We start from the raw sequence: 18,148 nt of genomic DNA, 5'->3' as shown, positions 1-18,148 counted from the left end.
GGTGGACGAAAGGCGGGCGGACGCGCGGACGCAAGGCCGCGCGGTCTGGCTAGTCCTCGGCCGGTTTCCGCAGGTGGTGGATCCACGCGGGCGGGATGTTGGCCAGCACGCGCTCGGTGCCGATCCCGTAGCGGTTCACCCACTCCTCCACGACCCAGCTCGACCGCGCCTGCCGCAGGTAGTCGGCGCGCGGCGCGATGACCGCCTTGACCTCCTTGGTGTAGAGGTAGCCGAAGAACGACAGGTGCCCGCCCGGACGCAGCACGGAGAAGTAGTACTCCATGATCTCGCGGACCTCTTCGGCGGTGAAGTTCGCGAAGGGCAGTCCGGAGACGATGACGTCGTACCGCCGGTCGGGCCCCATGTCGGTCACCGGCATCTGGTGCACGGTCACCCGGTCGGCCACGCGCGACAACTCGGGGTCGACGACCAGGAGTTCGGCCAGGTGGCCGGTGAACTCCGGATTGGTCTCGACCAGGTCGAGGGTGTCGCCGGGCCGCATGTGGGAGGCGATGGCGCGGGACACCGCGCCGGTGCCCGCGCCCGCCTCCATGACGGTCAGGGGCGCGGCGGGGTCGTCGCGCTCGTCGAGGAACCGGGCCAGCCGGTGCGCCAGCGCGGGGCTGCTGGGAGCGACCGCCCCCGTGGCGCGGAACGTGCGGATTGCCTGACGGATGAACAGCCCGGCGTCGCGCAGATGGGAGTCGAGACCGGCGGGCTGCGGGGGTTTCTGTGGCGCTGCCATGCCCAAACCGTAGTGCCTGCGGTGCTAAGCGCCCGGTTAGCGGCACGGGTGTGTGGCGTGGAACACTACGGTCCGCCGCCGTGGGCGCGTGATGAGGCGGGCGTTCCCGGTCATACGGAAGCGGACAGGAGCACCGTCGGGCGACCGCGCCGCCGACCGCCCCGGCGCCCCCGCCGCCGCGCGGCGGGTCGGCCGGGCCACCGGGTTCGGGGAGAGTGGGTCCGGGCCACCAGGTCCAGGCGGGCAGGCCGCCAGGTCGCGCGGCGCGGGCCGCGCGGCGCGGAAAAGGCACGGGGAAGTGGGGTTTTTCGTGAGTGAGTCCGAGAACCGGTCCGAGCACAGAGCCGACACCGGCACCGGGTCCGGCACCGAGCACACCGGCCGCGCGGCGGGCGGCGACCGGCCCGGCGGGCGGCACCGGCGCACCGCGCTGGTCACCGGCGCGTCGTCGGGCATCGGCGAGGAGTTCGCGCGCCGGCTCGCCGAACGCGGTTACGACCTCGTCCTGGTGGCGCGGCGCGCCGAACGCGTGGAGGCGCTGGCCGCCGAGCTGGCGGAGCGGTTCGCCGTGGGCGCCGCCGCGCTGCCCGCCGACCTCGCCGACCCCGCCGGCCTGGCGCACGTGGAGGAGCGGCTGCGCGCCGACGGCTCGGGCGGCGACGCGCCCGTGGACCTGCTGGTCAACAACGCGGGCCACGGCGGTGGCGGTGACTTCGCCGGGCAGGACGTGGCGGAGGTCGAGGCCATCCTCGACCTCAACGTGCGGGCGCAACTGCGCCTGGCGCGCGCGGTGCTGCCGGTGCAGCTCGCCCGCCGCCGCGGCGGCGCGGGCCGCGTCCCGCCGCTGGGAGTGATCAACGTCTCGTCCATGGCCGGGCAGCTCACCGCCGCGCCCGGGTCCTCGGTCTACGCCGCGAGCAAGGCGTTCCTCACCTCCTGGAGCCAGAGCGTGGCACTGGAGGCCGCCCCGCACGGGGTGCACGTGACGGCGGTGCTGCCGGGGTTCGTGCGCACCGACATGACCCGGAGCCTCCAGGACAGCGGGCGGCTGCCCGAGCCCGCGTTCGTGCCCAAGGACCGGGTGGTGCTGGAGGCGCTGCGCGGGTGGGCCGCCGGACGGGCGGTGGTGGTGCCCGGCCCGGTCTACGGCGCCGCCGACCGGCTGCTGCGCCTGGTGCCGCGCGGCCTCTACCGGACGGTGGCGCGCCGGGCCGGCGCCAAGCGGGTGCTGCGCGAGCTGGACTGACCCGCGACCGAATCCCCGACCGGCCCCTCCCGTCCGAGCCCTCTCCGCGTCCCGGCCCCAACCCCCTGCGCGCGGGCCGTCCCCGCCCGGCGGCCCGCGCGTCACCGGCTGTTCGCGCGGCGCGGGGCGCGAGCGGGTGCCGCTCGGGCCTACCCTGGTAGGGCACGCCAGGCCCGAGGAAAGTGACCATGAAGACCTTCGATGAGCTGTTCGCCGAGCTGTCCGAGAAGGCGCGCTCCCGTCCCGAGGGCTCGGGCACGGTCGCGGCCCTGGACGCCGGCGTCCACGCCATCGGAAAGAAGGTCGTCGAAGAGGCCGCCGAGGTCTGGATGGCCGCCGAGTACGAGTCCGACGACTCCGCCGCCGAGGAGATCTCCCAGCTCCTGTACCACCTCCAGGTCCTGATGCTGGCGCGCGGGCTGCGCCTGGAGGACGTCTACCGGCATCTGTAGCCGGTCCGGGCGCCCGCCCGCGCTCCGGCACCGGCTCCGCCGACGTCCGCGTCCGCAGCCACGACACTCCGAGGACTGTGCACCCATGCCCGACATGCTCCGAATCGCCGTGCCCAACAAGGGCCAGCTCGCCGAGCCCGCCAGCGCCATGCTGCGCGAGGCCGGCTACCGCCAGCGCAAGGACTCCCGCGACCTCGTGCTGGTCGACCCCGACAACGACACCGAGTTCTTCTTCCTGCGACCCAAGGACATCGCCGTCTACGTCGGCGAGGGGATCCTCCAGGCCGGGATCACCGGCCGCGACATGCTCCTGGACTCCGGCGCGCCGGTCGAGGAGGTGCTGCCGCTGGGGTTCGGCGGCTCCACCTTCCGCTTCGCGGCGCGCGACGGCGCCGCAATGACGGTCGAGGACCTGCGCGGCAAGCGCATCGCCACCTCCTTCGAGGGGCTGCTGGAGCGCTACCTGGCCGAGCGCGGGATCGACGCGCGCATCATCCACCTCGACGGCGCCGTCGAAAGCTCCATCCAGTTGGGCGTGGCCGACGCCGTGGCCGACGTGGTCTCCACCGGCACCACGCTGCGCAACGCCGGCCTGGAGCTGTTCGGCGAGCCCATCCTGACCTCCGAGGCGGTGGTGATCCGCCGCACCGGCGCCGCCGAGGACCCCAAGATCGAGCAACTGCTGCGCCGCCTGCGCGGCGTCCTGGTCGCCCGCGACTACGTGATGATGGACTACGACGTCCACGCCGAGAAGCTGGACGACGCGGTCGCCCTGACCCCCGGCATGGAGGGCCCCACCGTCTCGCCACTGCACCGCGAGGGCTGGGTGGCGGTGCGCGCCATGGTGCCGCGCGCCACGGCCCAGCGGATCATGGACGATTTGTGGGAGCTGGGCGCCCGCGCCATCCTCGTCACCGACATCTACGCCTGCCGGCTGTAGGCGATCGGCCGGGGTGCGCCCGACGCGGGCGCGCCCCGGCCCCCGCCCGGCGCGCCGTCCGCTGAGCGCCGCCCGGTATGCCGCGCGCCGTCCGGTTCCGGCCGCGTAAAACGCTCGTGCGCGCGCCGCCGCGGCAGCATCATGGAAGGCGGACCCCGCGCCCCCGCACGGATCCGGTGCGCCCGCACCTCCCCGAGGGGAACCGTCCGCGCGCCGCCGTGGTCCAACCCAGCGGTAGGCAGCCGCCCCGCCCCGCGCTGCCCGCGTGCCGACCCGACCGAGCCATGGTGGTGCTGCGTTGAGCGACGGAGTCATCGATCCCAGTGCGATCCCGATCCCCCGGGTCAACCCGGAGGACCTGCGGACCGCCGGCGACGCGCTGAAGAACGACGGCACCGAGATCCAGGGTGTCGGCAACGACATCAAGAGCGAGTGGGACCGGCTCGACGGCATCTACATCGCGCCGGAGTCGGGCGTGCTGCTGTCGGCCCTCAACCAGGTGCCGACCCAGGGCGACGAGTTCAACACCGCCGTCGCGGTGGTGGGCGGTGCGCTGCTGACCTTCGCCGACCGCGCCGAGGAGATCAAGGGCCGTCTGGAGACCTTGAAGGCCGACGCCCAGGAGTTCCGCGACGAGATCGACGGCGACGACGACTGGCGCGAGGACGAGGACAAGGTCAACCGGCACAACAACCTGAACAACGACGTGCTCGCGGCCCTCAACGACTACATGGCCGCGGAACGCGACTGCGCCAACGAGATCACCCGGCACTTCGGCGGCACCACGTTCGTGGCCACCGACCCCGGCGGCGAGACCGGCCTGGGGCGCAACCAGCAGGCGTACGGCTACACCGAGGTCCCCGAGAACGTCGAGACGCCCTGGGCGACGCCGCAGCAGTATGACGCGCCCTGGTATGAGGACGTGTGGAACGGTGTGGCGGACTTCGGTGTGGGCATCGCCGAGGACCTGGGCGCGATGGTGGGTCTGTACGGCGAGGACGGCTGGGGCGTCAGCTCCTGGAGCGAGTGGGGCAACAACCTCAAGGACAACTGGGGCGACACGCTGGCCGGCCTGGGCAGCCTGGTCGGCGTCTACGGCGAGAACGGCTGGGGCGTGGGGTCCTTCGGCGAGTGGTGGGGCAACTTCTCCAGCGGGTGGACGGAGTTCGCCCACGCCATCGTGCCCTGGCGGGAGTGGGGCGACCGGCCGGGCTATGTGATCACGCAGAGCGCGCTGAACGTCGGCAGCATGTTCCTGGGCGGGGCGGGTGTCTTCAAGGGGCTGGCGCGCGGATCCCGCGCCGTCGGCGGCGGGGGCGACAACCCCGACGCCCCCGACACCGACAGCCCCGACACCCCCTCGCGCATCGACGCCGACTCCATGCCCGGCCTGGACGGGCTCGGCGACCGCCCCTCCACCACCGGCCTCCAGGAAGCCCTGGACGGCCTGGAGATCGACCCGTCCCGCCTGGACGGCCTCGACAACGCCCTGGACGACGCCGCCGGCTTCGCCGACCGCACCAGCCCGGTGGACCCGGCGGGCAACGACATCCCCGGGGGCGGCGGCACCTCGCCGCAGGGCGGCTTCCAGCCCACGGCGCTGAACAGCACCTACGACGCGCCCGACACCACCCCGGCGCTCGACGTCGACACCCCTTCGCGCCTGACCGGCGACTTCGACACCCCGGCCGACACCACCGGCTCCGGCACCACCACCCCGGTCGAGACCACCGGCCCGCCGCCGCGCGGCGGCCTGGACGACTCCCCCGGCCTCGACACCACGCCCGACCCCGACACCGCGCCGGGCGACCGGCCCACCCCGCTGGGCGACACCGACACGCCCGACACCGACCCCGTCGACACCGACCCGATCGACACCGGCGCCGACCCCGACACCTCGCGCGGCGACGACGACTCCGACGGCCCGGGCGACCAGGACGACACCGCGCCCTACGAGCGGCCCCGCCCGCGCCTGGGCGGCAGCGAGGGGCCCGGCCCGGCCTTCGACTCCGACGGCGCCGACTCCGGCGACTCCGCTCCCCCTTCGGGCGAGGACGCCCCGCGCCCCGATCCCGTGGACGACCCGCCCCTGGAGGACACGTACAAGCCGCCCGTCGGGGACCGCGCCGACCGCGGCTTCTACGACGACCACGCCCAGCACGTGCGGGTGGGCTACACCGACAGCAACGGCTACTACTACGACGACCAGGGCCGGGTCTACGTGCAGGAGCCGGACTCCCTCAACGCCCTGCGCGGCTACCAGGAGATCCGCGCGGCCGAGGGCGACACCGCGCAGATCAGCCAGAACACCGGCATCGACCAGGGCCTGCTCGACCGGGTCAAGCAGCACCTGTTCTTCCGCGAGCACGTGGTGGCCACCGACCCCAACAACCACCGGGTGGGGCTCTTCAGCCCGCTCAACCACATCGCCGACCTGTGGCGGGGCGCCACCGACGGCCCCCTGTCCGAAGACGACGCCCTGAGGTTCCGGCGGCTCATCATGCACGAGGGCGCGGAGAGCGGACTGATGGAGAACGGCATCCCCTTCCGCTCCACCCACCCCGGCTACTACGACCACCGGGAGTACCCGGCGGCCGGCCCGCAGCACTTCGGCGCGCACGACCTCGCCTTCGGCGAGCACGGCGACATGTGGACGATCATCGACCGCATCGGAATCCGCCGTCCAAACTTCGAGTTGAACGACGACCTGTCGAACATCGACGACTACGTCGACCACGTCCTGAGGGAGTTGGGCAAGAAGTGAGTGATCCGGTAACCGCGCTCGCCGACCGGGTCGCCGGGTTCACCTTCCGGCACGACCCGGCCCGGCAGGGGTCGCAGACCGCCCTGCTGGAGGAGTACCTGCGGCGCGCGGCGCACTGGCAGGAGCGGGTGCCCGACGCCGGGCTGTTCGGCGACTTCGCCGCGGCGCTCGACCCCGCCGTGCGCGCCGACCCCGCCCTGGTGGAGCGGGTGCGGGCGGCGGTGCCCGCCGACCAGAGCGCCCTGGTGCGCGACACGTGCCTGAACGCGCTGCACTTCCGGGCGCTTGAGGCCGCCGGCCGCCGCCCGGCCGACCTGCCCGACCCGTTCGAGCCGCTGCTGCTGATGTACGAGCGGGGCGACGGCTTCCACTCCACGCAGGGCTACTACCAGGTGGGCGCCTCGGGGGTGAAGAAGCGCCGGCCGCCCGAGTACCGGGCGCTGCCGCCCCGGCTCCCCGACCTGGAGCCGGCCACACTGCGGGCGCTGGACGCCGCCTACGCCGAGCGTCGGCGGGAGCGCACGCCCCGCCCGCCCCTGCGCCCGGCCCGCCCCGACCAGCACGGCCGCACCGGCGGCCGGGGGCCGACACCGTAGTACCGCGCACCCGCGAGAATGGGGCCGAACGGAGACGGGACCGGGCGGGCGGCGAGGGGGCAGCGGTGGCGCGGGACGCGATCGCCGAGGTGATCGGGCGGGTGACCGGCGAGACCGGGGGCGACCTCGTGCTGCGGCGGGTGGGCGCCCATCTGGAGATCATCGACAACGGGGTGTTCCTGATGGACACCCGCGACGGCGCCTCCGAGCGCGAGATGGTGCGCGCCTGCCTGGCCGGGCTGCCCGCCGACCGCTCCGGGGTCGCGGTGCTCATCGGCGGCCTGGGGGTGGGGTTCTCCGCGCGCGAGGCGCTGGACGACCCCCGCGTGGCGCACGTGCGGGTGGTCGAACTCGAACCCGCGATCGTGGAGTGGCACCGCGGCCCGCTGGGCGCGGCCTCCGGCCACCCGCTGGCCGACCCCCGCTGCGAGGTGGTGTGCGCCGACCTGGTGGCCTGGACGGCGCGCGCGGCGGCGGCCGGCGGACCGCGCTTCGACGCCGTCTGCCTGGACATCGACAACGGCCCCGACTGGACGGTCACCGAGGGCAACGCCCGGCTCTACCGGCCCGAGGCCCTGGAGCGGCTGCGCGCCCTGCTGCGGCCCGGGGGCGCCCTGGCGTTCTGGAGCGCCATGCGGGCGCCCGCGTTCGCCGATCTGCTGCGCGAGCGGTTCGGCGCGGTCGAGGCCATCGAGGTCCCGGCCCGCCGGGGCGAGCCCGACGTGGTCTACCTGGTGCGCGCCGACCCCGCCCCGGCGGGTGCCGACCCCGCGTGAGGGCCGCGCCCGCGCGCCGGGACGGGACGCCAGACGCGGGGAGCGAAAGGCCGGGCGGGGGCGGGACCGGCGCGGCGGCTACCGCACGGGCACCCGCAGCCCCTCCACGCCGGCGGAGAACGTCACCTGCGGCCGGTAGCCCAGCTCGGTGCGGGCGCGGGTGATGTCGTAGGTGCGGTCGCGCCCCATGATCGCGACCAGCCAGTTGTACAGCGGCGGCGGGGTGGGGCGGCGCAGCAGCCGCCAGGTGAGGTCCAGGACGCCGGCGAGGGGCGCGGCCACGGCCAGCGGGAAGCTGCGCGCGTCGCTGACGTCGGCGCCCATGGCGCCCAGCACCGGGGTGAAGAAGTCCCGGATCGGCAGCGGGGCGCCGTCGGTGACGTAGTACACGCCCCGGTCTCGGCCCCGGTCCAGGGCGGCCGCCGTCGCGGTCGCGAGGTTCTCGACGTGGACGAAGTCCATGACGTGGCGCCCGTCGTCGATCCAGGCGAACCCGCCGTCGGCGGCCGACTCCGCCGTCTCGCGCAGGGTCGTCATGCCGCTGCCCCAGATGAACGGGGGGCGCAGGGTGACCAGCGCCATCCCGGGGGTGGGGGTGCGCGCCAGCGCCCGCTCGGTCGTCAGCTTGACCCGGCCGTAGGCGATCATCGGCCGGCCGGTCGGCGTGGTCTCGTCCACGACCACGGGCCGGGGGCGCCCGTCGGTCGACACGGCGGCGGCGCTGATGAGCACGAACCGCTTGACGCCGGCGGCGGAGGCGGCGGTGAACAGGGCGACGGTCGGCCGGTGGTTGTCGCGCTCGAAGCCGGCGTCGGGTCCCCAGAACGCCATGCGGGCGGCCGCGTGGATCACCGCCTCGCTCCCGTCCAGGGCGGCGAGCCAGTCCCGCGCCGGCCGCGCACCCCCGGCGGGCGCGCCGGCGGGGTCGACCAGGTCGGCGAGGTCGCCGCGCACGGGCGTGGCCCCGGCCCGCTCCACGCGCCGCGCGGCCTCGGGGCTGCGGGCCAGCGCCCGCACGGCGTGGCCGTCGGCGAGCAGCCGGGTGATGATGTGCTGTCCGACGAAACCGCTGCCGCCGGTGAGGAAGACGTCCATGCCAGCTCCCCTTGCCGTCGGATCGCCGCCGGACGGCACTCGTGGGTCGGATCCGGTGCGTAGGGGGAGCGCGTGCTCCCCCGTGCCACCGGGTGTGGCTCCGATGGTGCGCCCGGCGCGCGGCCCGGAGAAGACACCGGTCTTCCTGGTACAGCCGGTACCACGCACGGCCGCCGGGCGTGGGGGAGGATGGATTCCGTGAACGAACTCGGGGTGGCGCTGCGGGCGTGGCGGGACCGGCTCGACCCCGCCGCCGTCGGGCTGCCGCACCATTCCCCGCGCCGGGTCGCCGGCCTGCGGCGGGGCGAACTCGCGCAGCTTGCCGGGATCTCCGCCGAGTACGTGGTGCGCCTGGAGCAGGGCCGGGCCACCGCCCCCTCGGCGCAGGTGTGCTCGGCGCTCGCCCGCGCGCTGCGGCTGTCCGACGACGAGCAGGCCCACCTGCTGCGCCTGGCCGGCCACGCCGAGGACCCCGACCGCGTCCCGCGCCTGGTGCCCGGCAGCGTGCACCGGATCGTGGAGCGGCTCGCCGACAGCCCGGTGGCGGTGTGCGACGCCGCCTGGCAGATGCTGCACTGGAACCCGCTGTTCGCGGCGGTCTTCGGCGATCCCACGCGCTGGCGCGAGGACGAGCGCAACGCGCTGCTCTTCCAGTTCGAGAACCAGGCCACCCGGATGCGCCAGACCCCCGCCCAGCGGGACGGGTTCGAGGAGTCGCTGGTCGCCGACCTGCGCGCCACCACCAGCCGCTACCCCCGCGACCCCGACGTCAGGGCGCTGGTGGCCCGGTTGAGCCGGGGTCAGCGGTTCCGGGAGCTGTGGGAGCGCAGGGCGGTGGGCGGCCACGAGGGCACGCACAAGACCGTGGTGCACCCGGACGTGGGGAACATCGACGTGGAGTCCAACGTGCTCACCACCCAGGGCACGGACCTGCGCCTGGTGGTGGACTCCCCGCGCGACGAGGACTCCCGCGGCAAGCTGGACCTGCTGGCCGCCATCGGCATCCAGCAGATGACCCCGCCCCGCTGAGCGGGCACCGTCCCGCCCGGCCGGCCGGGCGGGACGGGCGGAACGCACGAGGGGCGCGCCGGAACCGGCGCGCCCCTCGCGGGGTTCGTGGGGACGGTCACTCGGCCGCCGGGCCCTCCGCTCCGCTCTGCTGCTTGGCGATCTCCTTGCGGACCTCGTCCATGTCCAGCTCGCGGGCCTGGCGGATCAGGTCCTCCAGGCTCTCCTGGGGCAGCGCGCCGGGCTGGGCGTAGATGACGATCTCGTCGCGCACGACCATCAGGGTCGGGATCGACTGGATGTCGAAGCTGGCGGCCAGCTCCTGCTGGTCCTCGGTGTCGACCTTGGCGAACAGGAGATCGCCGTGCTTCTCCGAAGCCTGCTCGTAGACCGGGGCGAACTGCCGGCACGGACCGCACCAGGACGCCCAGAAGTCGATGAGGACGAAGTCGTTCTGGCTCAGCGTGTCGTTGAAGTTGTCCTTGGTGAGTTCGATGGTGGGCACGAAGTCTCCTGTGACGGGTCGGCTGCTTTTTCCTCCTAGAGCGGTCGTGCCCGCGAAATCATTCCGCAAGCATCGCGCGGGCAGCGAACGCCGCTCGTCGGGCCTGTCTACCAGGCGCCGCTCCCCGCCCGGACCGGTTTCCCGACAAATCCCCTGGTTGCTACCTGTTTGGGAGGAATTCGCGGACGTCACTACTGTCGGAAGGGACAGCACGGCTTACCAGCGGGGGAGGACGGGATGGCCGGCCGGCCCACCACCGAAGGAGCACCCGACATCGCAGACCACACGCGGCACGCCGACGGGACCGACCGGGCAGACCGGGCAGCCGGCGCCGACTCCGGCGGCCCGCCCGGCTCCGAGCCCGACTACCGCTTCACGCTGGCCAACGAGCGCACCTTCCTCGCCTGGATCCGCACCGCGCTCGCGCTGATCGCCGGCGCCGTCGCGGTGCTGCACCTGGTGCCGCTGGACTGGCACACGGGGGTGAGGCTGGCGGTGGGGTTCTCCCTCACCGGGCTCGCGGTGGTCATCACCGTCTACGCGCCGCTGCGCTGGATCCGCGTGCAGAAGGCCATGCGGCGCGACCAGCCGCTGCCGATGAGCGCGCTGCCGGTGATCACCGCCGTCGGGGTCGCGCTGGTCTGCGCGGCGGTGCTGCTGGGGAACTACTGGTCATGAGCCACCCCGGCCCGCGCGACTCCGGGCTCCAGCCCGAGCGCACCCTGCTCGCCTGGCAGCGCACGGTCATCGTGTTCGTCGCCGTGGCCCTGCTCTACCTGCGCGACCCGTTCGAGGACCCGGCGGCGGGCGGCGGCGTGGACCCGCTGTACCGGCTGGCCGCCGTGCTGGCGGTGGTCGCGGCGGTGGGGGTCCTCATCGCGCACCTGCGGCGGCGCTGGCGGGCCACGGCGCACGGCCTGCACGACGACGCCACGGGCAACCCGCCCGCGCCGGTGGCCCGGCCCTGGGCGCTGGTGCTGCTGAGCGCCGCCACGGCCGCGCTGGCGCTGGTGGTGGCCGCCGGGGCGGTCCTGGCCTAGAACCGGGCCCCGGCCAGGGGTGGTCCCGGATCAGGGGGCGCGGGCGCGCGGGCCGGGCGGCCGCTCTCCGGGGCGCAGAGGTGGAAGAGCGGCGGTCCCGGCAGGGGGCCGGACAGCGGGAGTCCGGCCCGATGGCGTCGGCGTCAGGCGACGGCGGCGCGTGGGGCGGGCAGGTCGCCCGCTCCGGCGCGGTGGTGCTCCACGATGGACAGGATGATGTCGTCGAGGCGGCGCGTGGGCGCGTACCCGATCAGCTCGGCCGCCAGCGAGGTGTCGGGCATGCGGCGGCGCATGTCCTCATACCCCTCGCCGTACGCCTCCTCGTAGGGCACGAACCGCAGTTCGCTGGTGGAGCCGGTCAGGGCGATCACCCGCGCGGCCAGCTCCACGATGGAGACCTCCTCCAGGCCGCCGAGGTTGACCGCCCGGTTGTGGGCGGCCGGGGTGTCCAGCAGCAGCGGCAGCGCCGGAACGACGTCGAAGACCGAGCCGAAGCAGCGCCGCTGGGTGCCCTCGCCGTGGACGGTGATCGGCTCACCGTTCAGCGCCTGCTCCACGAACCGGGGCACCACCATGCCGTAGCGGCCGGTCTGGCGGGGGCCGACGATGTTGAAGAAGCGGGTGATCACGCACGGCAGGCCGGAGTCGCCGCCGTGGACGTAGGCGACGAGTTCGTCCAGGCCCTTGGCGGCGGCATAGGACCACCGGCTCTTCAGCGCCGAGCCGAGGACGCGGTCGGCGTCCTCGGTGAGGCCGTCGGCGTCGTTCTTGCCGTAGACCTCGCTGGTGGAGGCCACCAGGTAGCGCGCGCCGCGGCGCACGGCCGCCTCGACCACGTTCTCGGTGCCGTGCAGGTTGACCCGCAGCGACTCCAGCGGCTTGTCCACAATGGTGTGGACGCCGACGGCGGCGGCGAGGTGGAAGACGGTGTCGGCCTCGGCCACGACCGCGCCGACCAGCGCCTTGTCGAGGATGGAGCCCTTCACCAGTTCGAACTTGGGATTACCGCTGAGCTGTTCGAGGTTGGACTCGGACCCGGTCGAGAGGTCGTCCAGGGCGATGACCTCGTGCCCCTGGGCGATCAGGTGGTCGCACAGGTGCGACCCGATGAATCCGGCTCCGCCGGTCACAACGGCCTTCAACGTGACTTCCCCTCCTGAAGGGTGCTGCATGGATGTGCTGGTGGGCGGGGTGGCGACCCGGAACGGGGCTCAGGTCAGCCAGCGCATCGCGTGGTAGCCCTCGGCGAAGGCGACCCCGCCCTGCATCCCGCGCAGCACGGCCAGGCTGCGCAGTGTCAGCTCCGACCGCGTGTGCGGGTGATCGTGGACCTGGCTGCCGTAGAGGCGCATGCCGGCGAGCTTGGCCTCGACGTCGGCCTCGGTCAGCTCCACCAGCGCGTTGGGGGCGCACACGGCCTGGTCGCGCCACTGGTCGGCGGCCTCCTCGTAGGCCAGCACCAGGCCGGGGTGGTGGCGGCGCCCGGCGTTCGAGGGTCGCAGGGCGGTGAGCACCGCCTCGGCGGCGGCCTGGTGGTCCTGGTTGTAGCTGGTGCGGTGCGGGGCGAGCACCACGGTGGGCTCGACGGCGGCGATGGAGATCGGGCTGGCCTTCTCGATGGTGTTGGCCAACTCGAACCGGGGCAGCGCGTCCAGCCGCAGGTGGAACTCGTCGCCGGGGTAGGCGATGTGCCAGTCGTCCCAGCGGAAGTAGTCGGCGACCTCCTTGACCTCGGCCACGCGCTCGGTGGCGGTGGAGAACCCCTTGGCGGAGACGTCGGCGGTGTCGCCGACGGTGAGGAACTGGACGTAGACCTGGGCGCCGGCGGCCTTGGCCTTGTGCATGAGACCGCCGCAGCCGAGGGTCTCGTCGTCGGGGTGGGGGGCGATGACCAGGAGGCGCTGCTGGGACCAGTCGAACATGAAGCGGCGTCCTTTTCGCGTTGGGGGACACGGAAACGGGCACGGCGCGACGCGGTCGCGCCGGCCCCGGCGGGTGCGGGATGCGGGGTGCGGATGAGGGCACGGTGCGGATGAGGGCACGGTGCGGATGAGGGCACGGAGTGCGGTGGCGGCAGCGGCGGCGGGGCGCCGGGGGCGCGGCGGGTGCGGCCGGCCGGGTGCGGGGCGCGGGCCGGCGCGGCGGCGCCGGGGCGCTAGCCGCTGCCGGAGGCGGCGCGGGCTTCGCGCAGCAGCCGCAGGCCGGCCACCGGGCCGACGTTGACCAGCAGGTCCAGGGCGGCCATGCGCGGCAGGAAGTCGGCGCCGGCGCGGTTGTGCTGGGGATAGCGGGGGTGGCGGAAGTCCTGCCACTCCACCGCGACGCCGTGGCGGCGGAAGACGTCGGTGTCGACGTAGCCGCGGGCGCCGTCGCCGGAGAGCATGGTGGTGGCCCCCACCTTCGCGGCGATCTGGGCGAGCAGTTCGCTCTTGTGGCCGGGGAACTCGCCGAGTTCGCTCGACAGCACGACCGGGGTGCGGATTCCGAAGGCGTCGAGGGCGAAGCGGGTGGTGGCCATGGCGAGGTCGGCCAGGCGGTCCCATTCGGCGGTGTAGGGGCGCAGAATGCCCTCGCGGAACCGTGTCCAGAATGGGGCGCCCCGGTAGCAGTGTTCGTCAAGCGTTCTTCGGTGCTTTTCTCGCCACGGTTGTTCGTTGTTGATGGTTTTGTCCAGTATTCGTGCGTCCCGGGTGCCGTGTATTACCGGAACGGTGAGCAGGACGGGACCGTTCTTGGCGGCGACGTAGTTGCGGTTCTGCCACCCCCGGCGCTCGTATTGCACGTGGTCGAGAACGACGAACAGGTCGCTGCGATCGGCCTTGTCGATGAGGCCGAGCCAGGGCAGGTAGTGCGGCTGGTGCATGGCGACGCGCACTGCGGTTCCTCTCCGGGGCGGGACCGGCACGGAAGGTGGCGGTCGTGCGTGCGGATTCCGCGGCGTCGGCCCTGCTCGCAGGGTGGGCCGGACCGCCTGGGGTGACGGTGGGGTTCTGTTGTGGTCGCGCCGCGGATCCGGTCGGGGACGGCCCGGTTCGCGCGCAGCGGTTGAAAGGCCCGAGGAATACGAAGAAACTACGTACGTGAGGGGGTAGTACCGGCTCCTCCCGGTATTGCATCAACGGCGCCCCCGCTTGGCAAGTCCATGCAAACGATTCGGGTGGCCTGGTTAGGTCGCCGAGTTCTGTCAACTCCCGGCATAGCGGAAACGTCACGTAATAGCGAGCGCTGTAGCCGCAGCCGATTAGCGTCGGCCCGAAACCCCCTCACAGGAGGACCCCCGTGCGTACCGCCCGTTTCATCGGAAGCTGGCTGGCGGCCGCGATCGCCCTGGCCCTGGCGGTGACCCTTTTCGTGCAGTGGATCGGGTTCGTGCTCGACTCCGGCGGCGCGAACTCCCCCATGCCGCTGCTGCTGGTGGTGGCCTTCGGCGCCAACCTGCTGGCCTGGAGCGTGGTCGGCCTGGTCCGGCTGGGCGACGACTCCGTGCGCGCCCTCATCTCGCGCCGGACGCCGGCCCGGGCCCCGGCGCACTCCGCGCGCGGCGGGGGCGGGCGCCCGGCCGAGGGCGCCGGGGCCCGGCGCGCACCGGTGCGCGCGCACGCCGCCGCCGGGGCCGCCGCCCTCCACGGCGCCGGCGGCGCCGGGGCGGCGGGGATCGCGGCGCCGGGCGGACCGGCCGACCCCCCTGCCGATGCCTACGCCGACCCCACCGCCGACACCGCGCCGCTGCCGCTCGCGCCTTCCGGGGGCGGCAACGCGGGCGGGACCGGTGGCGGCGCGGGCCGCCGGCGCACCGACCCCGACCAGATCTCGCTCGCCGTGGTGATCCCCGCCCACAACGAGGAACCGGTCATCGACTCCGCCATCACCTCGGCACTGCGGCTGTTCAACCGGTGGGACATCTACGTGGTCTCCGACAGCTCCCACGACGCCACCGCCGACATCGCCGCCGAGACCGGCGTGAACGTCCTGGAACTGCTGACCAACCGCGGCAAGGCCGGCGCGATCGAGGCGGTCATCGAGGAATTTGAGCTGACCGAAAACTATGACGGAGTGGTCATCCTCGACGCCGACACCGAACTCGACGCCGGCTACGTGGCCGGGGCGCGCAGGCAGCTCAGCGATCCGACCGTGGCGGCGGTGGCCGGTTTCGTGGTCGCCGAGTGGAAGCCGAAGCAACGCACCGTCATCGGACGCCTGGTTTCGGCGTACCGCGACCGCCTCTACTGGCTGCTCCAGTACCTCCTGCGCTACGGCCAGACCTGGCGGCACACCAGCGTCGCGCCGATCGTCCCGGGGTTCGCCAGCGTCTACCGCAGCGGCGTCCTGCGCCAGATCGACATCAACCCCAAGGGGCTGGTGATCGAGGACTACAACATGACCTTCGAGGTCCACCACAAGCGGCTCGGCCGGATCTCCATGAGCCCCGACACCCGCGCCTACTGCCAGGACCCCTTCACCCTGGGCGACTACGTCAAGCAGGTGCGGCGCTGGACCCTCGGCTTCTGGCAGACGGTGCGCCGCCACGGGGTGTGGCCCAGCCTGTTCTGGTTCTCGCTGTTCTTCTACATCCTGGAGGTGGTGGTCGTCTCGGTGCTGCTGCTGGCCACCCTCGCCATCGGCGCCCTCGCGGTACTGCCGCCCCTCACCGGAGGCGCCGTGCTGGAGCTGGACGCCTACGCCGCCGCCTACACCGCGGTCACCGCCGTCCTGCCGCTGACCACGATCGCCGTGGGCCTGTTCGTGCCCGACTACATCCTCACCTGCGTCCTGGCCACGGCGCGCCGCCGGCCGAGCTACCTGGTCTACGGCCTGTTCTTCCTGCCGATGCGGGTCATCGACTCCTACCTGACCCTGCGCACCCTGCCGATGGCCTGGACCGCCAAGTCCGACGGCCGCTGGAAGAGCCCCACCCGGGTGGCGCTGAAGAAGTAGCGGCGCGGGGCGGCCGGAGTCACCGCGCCAGGGCCTGCTCTTCCCGCCCCACGGCCGGTGGACGAGCTTCACCCGGGCGGGCGCCCAAGAAGCGGCGGTGGGCCGCCGCACCCCTCCCGACCTGCGCGGGGGCGGTGTGGCACGCCCCGCGGCACGGGTGCTCACCACGGCGTTTAGGCTCGGGAGCAGGGCCGTTCCCGCACCCGCGCGGCGCCCGCCGCGCGCCGCGCCGGCGGCCCGGTTCCACCACCCATGACCCCCGGGCGCGGCCCCCGCACCGCGCGGGGTCCGGGACGCCCGCGCCGCGCCGCCGACGCGGCGGGCCGCCCCGCGCCGCGCCCGCCCGACCGACGAGGTGTCCCCGTGGACAACAACCGCCTGCCGTTCCTGCTGTACCGGATCCTCGCCTACGTGACCGGTGTGTTCCTGATCCTGCTCACGTTCGTGTCGATGCCCGCCAAGTACCTCATCGGCGAGACCGCGCGGTTCTCGCTGGTGTCGGCGCCGGCGGGCACGGAGGCGTTCTTCGGCGACGACTCCGTGCTCATGCCGATCGTGGCCATCCCGCACGGCTACATCTACATGGCCTACGTGCTGGTGGTGCTGTGGCTGGCCCTGGGGCGGCGCTGGAGCGCCGCGCGCACCGTGGGCGTGGCGCTGGCCGGGACCATCCCCTTCGCCGGGCTGATCATCGAGCACCGGCTGACCAAGGCGGAGAAGGCCGGAAAGACGGGGAAGGCCGGCGGCGCCGGCACCGCCGCGGCGGGCGCGCCCGCTCAGGAGGTCCGCGCCACCGAGGCGTCCTGAGGACCGGCCGCGCCGACCGCGTCGGCGTCGTCCGGCCCGGTGCCGGAGGACGGCGGGTCCCCGCCGTCCCCGTCCCCATCGCCGTCCCCGGGACCTGCGCCGCCGCCCGGTCCGCCGCCGGCGGCGCGGTCGCGCGCGTCCTGGAGTTCGCGGCGCATCAGTGAGATCCAGAACACCACCACGGCGCCGCCGAACACCACCCACTGCGCGGCGTAGCTCACGTTGCGCCAGTTCCACACGATGCCCTGCGGGGGCTCGGGCGGCGGGATCTCGCGGAGTCGCGCGGTGCCGGGGGTGTCGGCGGGCTCCTGGGCGCCGCGGATGACATAGCCCTCGTACAAGCGGTAGGGCCACTCGTTGACCAGCACCGAGGGCGCGATCCGGGCGGCGTAGCCCTCGGGGGTCTCCATGGGGACGTAGCCGTCCTCGGCCTTGTCGGGCGGCATCAGCCAGCCGGTCACGGTGACCTCGCCCTCGGGCGGGGCGGGCAGCCGGTCGAGGGAGTCGGCCGCGGACTCGGGGATCCAGCCGAGGCTGACGGTGAGCGCGGTGTCGTCGGCGGTGACCAGCGGCGCGATCACGTAGTAGCCGCGGTCGCCCTCGGGCGAGAGGGCCGGCGCCAGCAGGCGGGCGTCGGCGTCGTAGACCCCGGTGGCGGTGACGGCCTGGTTGCCCTCGGCCTCGGGCATGTACTCGCCGGGCCGCAGCACCTCGCCCACGGGCCGGGCCGCCGCCAACTCCTCCACGGGGTTGGTCACGGCGTCGCGCTCGGGCTCCTGGGCCCGGACGAACTGCCAGTAGCCCGCGCCAAGGCACACGACGACGGCCAGGACCGCCAGCACATGCAGCCCGATCCATCGCGGGGTCACCAACACGGAACGCACCCCCCCAGGCTATGCGCGCCCCGCACACCCCCTCACCGGCCCCCCGCAACCGCCCCGCCCCGGCGCGCCCCGGCCCTTTGGGGCGCAACAGAACCGGAAATGGTGATCACTTTAAGTAATTCGCCGTGACTGAGGGTTGTTCGCCCTGGTGGGGCTCGGTAGTCTCTGAACCAGAGCGGGAGGGAAGCCCACCGGCACCCCCACCCGCCCACAACACAGACCTTTCCCAGGTCGCGACTCCAGGGGGGAGGAGTCAGCGACCGTTCCCAGCGAGGGCCGCCACCGTGATTTTGAGGGGGGACACGGAGGCGGCCCTCGCGCTTTCCCGCGTGAGGCCCGGCGCGGCCAAGCGGAA

The 18,148-nt window shown here is 73.8% G+C and carries 18 protein-coding genes; 11 read left to right on the top strand and 7 right to left on the bottom strand.

What is annotated here, in order from left to right; genetic code table 11:
- Positions 1-49 precede the first annotated feature (49 nt).
- On the bottom strand, positions 50-745 hold the full coding sequence (locus LG943_RS16465) for a class I SAM-dependent methyltransferase (RefSeq protein ID WP_270073169.1): 696 nt from the start codon (positions 743-745) through the stop codon (positions 50-52).
- A gap of 430 nt (positions 746-1,175) precedes the next feature.
- On the opposite strand from LG943_RS16465, the gene LG943_RS16460 reads away from it, so the two are divergent.
- The 6 genes from LG943_RS16460 to LG943_RS16435 all read left to right on the top strand — a co-directional run bounded on the left by LG943_RS16460 (position 1,176) and on the right by LG943_RS16435 (position 7,519).
- Entirely contained in the window at positions 1,176-1,991 is an 816-nt protein-coding gene (locus LG943_RS16460) for an SDR family NAD(P)-dependent oxidoreductase (RefSeq protein WP_270073194.1), read from the top strand.
- A gap of 188 nt (positions 1,992-2,179) precedes the next feature.
- On the top strand, positions 2,180-2,443 hold the full coding sequence (locus LG943_RS16455; RefSeq protein WP_270073168.1) for a phosphoribosyl-ATP diphosphatase: 264 nt from the start codon (positions 2,180-2,182) through the stop codon (positions 2,441-2,443).
- An 85-nt stretch (positions 2,444-2,528) separates the two neighbouring features.
- Entirely contained in the window at positions 2,529-3,383 is an 855-nt protein-coding gene (gene hisG, locus LG943_RS16450) for an ATP phosphoribosyltransferase (RefSeq protein WP_270073167.1), read from the top strand.
- Positions 3,384-3,681: 298 nt separating this feature from the next.
- Positions 3,682-6,147, top strand: coding sequence for a hypothetical protein (locus tag LG943_RS16445; RefSeq protein ID WP_270073166.1), 2,466 nt, complete (start codon positions 3,682-3,684; stop codon positions 6,145-6,147).
- A complete protein-coding gene (locus LG943_RS16440; protein ID WP_270073165.1) occupies positions 6,144-6,743 on the top strand; it encodes a hypothetical protein in 600 nt (199 codons plus the stop codon). Before LG943_RS16445 ends, LG943_RS16440 begins: the two co-directional genes overlap by 4 nt.
- A gap of 65 nt (positions 6,744-6,808) precedes the next feature.
- Positions 6,809-7,519, top strand: a complete 711-nt coding sequence (locus tag LG943_RS16435; RefSeq protein ID WP_270073164.1) for a spermine/spermidine synthase domain-containing protein — start codon at positions 6,809-6,811, stop codon at positions 7,517-7,519.
- A 78-nt stretch (positions 7,520-7,597) separates the two neighbouring features.
- On the opposite strand, the gene LG943_RS16430 is transcribed toward LG943_RS16435, so the two are convergent.
- Positions 7,598-8,614, bottom strand: a complete 1,017-nt coding sequence (locus tag LG943_RS16430) for an NAD-dependent epimerase/dehydratase family protein (protein WP_270073163.1) — start codon at positions 8,612-8,614, stop codon at positions 7,598-7,600.
- A gap of 198 nt (positions 8,615-8,812) precedes the next feature.
- Between LG943_RS16430 and LG943_RS16425 the strand changes: the two genes are divergently transcribed.
- Positions 8,813-9,643, top strand: coding sequence for a helix-turn-helix transcriptional regulator (locus tag LG943_RS16425; protein WP_270073162.1), 831 nt, complete (start codon positions 8,813-8,815; stop codon positions 9,641-9,643).
- Positions 9,644-9,740: 97 nt separating this feature from the next.
- On the opposite strand, the gene trxA is transcribed toward LG943_RS16425, so the two are convergent.
- Positions 9,741-10,127, bottom strand: a complete 387-nt coding sequence (trxA, locus tag LG943_RS16420) for a thioredoxin (protein WP_270073161.1) — start codon at positions 10,125-10,127, stop codon at positions 9,741-9,743.
- A gap of 237 nt (positions 10,128-10,364) precedes the next feature.
- Here trxA and LG943_RS16415 point away from each other — a divergent pair, with 237 nt between their 5' ends.
- Together LG943_RS16415 and LG943_RS16410 are read left to right on the top strand one after the other, a co-directional pair.
- The gene (locus LG943_RS16415) at positions 10,365-10,805 is read left to right on the top strand and encodes a YidH family protein (protein ID WP_270073160.1); all 441 of its coding nucleotides are present in this window, start codon (positions 10,365-10,367) and stop codon (positions 10,803-10,805) included.
- A complete protein-coding gene (locus LG943_RS16410) occupies positions 10,802-11,167 on the top strand; it encodes a DUF202 domain-containing protein (RefSeq protein WP_270073159.1) in 366 nt (121 codons plus the stop codon). Before LG943_RS16415 ends, LG943_RS16410 begins: the two co-directional genes overlap by 4 nt.
- 143 nt (positions 11,168-11,310) lie before the next feature.
- Here LG943_RS16410 and LG943_RS16405 read toward each other — a convergent pair whose 3' ends face one another.
- From LG943_RS16405 to LG943_RS16395, 3 genes are all read right to left on the bottom strand, one after another.
- On the bottom strand, positions 11,311-12,309 hold the full coding sequence (locus tag LG943_RS16405; protein ID WP_270073158.1) for an NAD-dependent epimerase/dehydratase family protein: 999 nt from the start codon (positions 12,307-12,309) through the stop codon (positions 11,311-11,313).
- 69 nt (positions 12,310-12,378) lie between these two features.
- Entirely contained in the window at positions 12,379-13,089 is a 711-nt protein-coding gene (locus tag LG943_RS16400; RefSeq protein ID WP_270073157.1) for a PIG-L deacetylase family protein, read from the bottom strand.
- 233 nt (positions 13,090-13,322) lie between these two features.
- A complete protein-coding gene (locus LG943_RS16395; protein ID WP_270073156.1) occupies positions 13,323-14,042 on the bottom strand; it encodes a WbqC family protein in 720 nt (239 codons plus the stop codon).
- Between the two features lie 404 nt (positions 14,043-14,446).
- Between LG943_RS16395 and LG943_RS16390 the strand changes: the two genes are divergently transcribed.
- Positions 14,447-16,102, top strand: a complete 1,656-nt coding sequence (locus LG943_RS16390) for a glycosyltransferase (protein ID WP_270073155.1) — start codon at positions 14,447-14,449, stop codon at positions 16,100-16,102.
- A gap of 363 nt (positions 16,103-16,465) precedes the next feature.
- Positions 16,466-16,909, top strand: a complete 444-nt coding sequence (locus LG943_RS16385; protein WP_270073154.1) for a DUF3817 domain-containing protein — start codon at positions 16,466-16,468, stop codon at positions 16,907-16,909.
- Here LG943_RS16385 and LG943_RS16380 read toward each other — a convergent pair.
- Entirely contained in the window at positions 16,879-17,793 is a 915-nt protein-coding gene (locus LG943_RS16380) for an SURF1 family protein (protein WP_270073153.1), read from the bottom strand. The two genes, LG943_RS16385 and LG943_RS16380, sit on opposite strands and share 31 nt — an antisense overlap.
- Positions 17,794-18,148 lie beyond the last annotated feature (355 nt).

Source organism: Streptomonospora mangrovi (assembly GCF_027604915.1).
In the GTDB taxonomy this organism is placed as follows: domain Bacteria; phylum Actinomycetota; class Actinomycetes; order Streptosporangiales; family Streptosporangiaceae; genus Streptomonospora; species Streptomonospora mangrovi.
The sequence above is the reverse complement of the archived record's forward strand: the minus strand, read 5'-3'. Positions and strand labels throughout refer to the sequence as shown.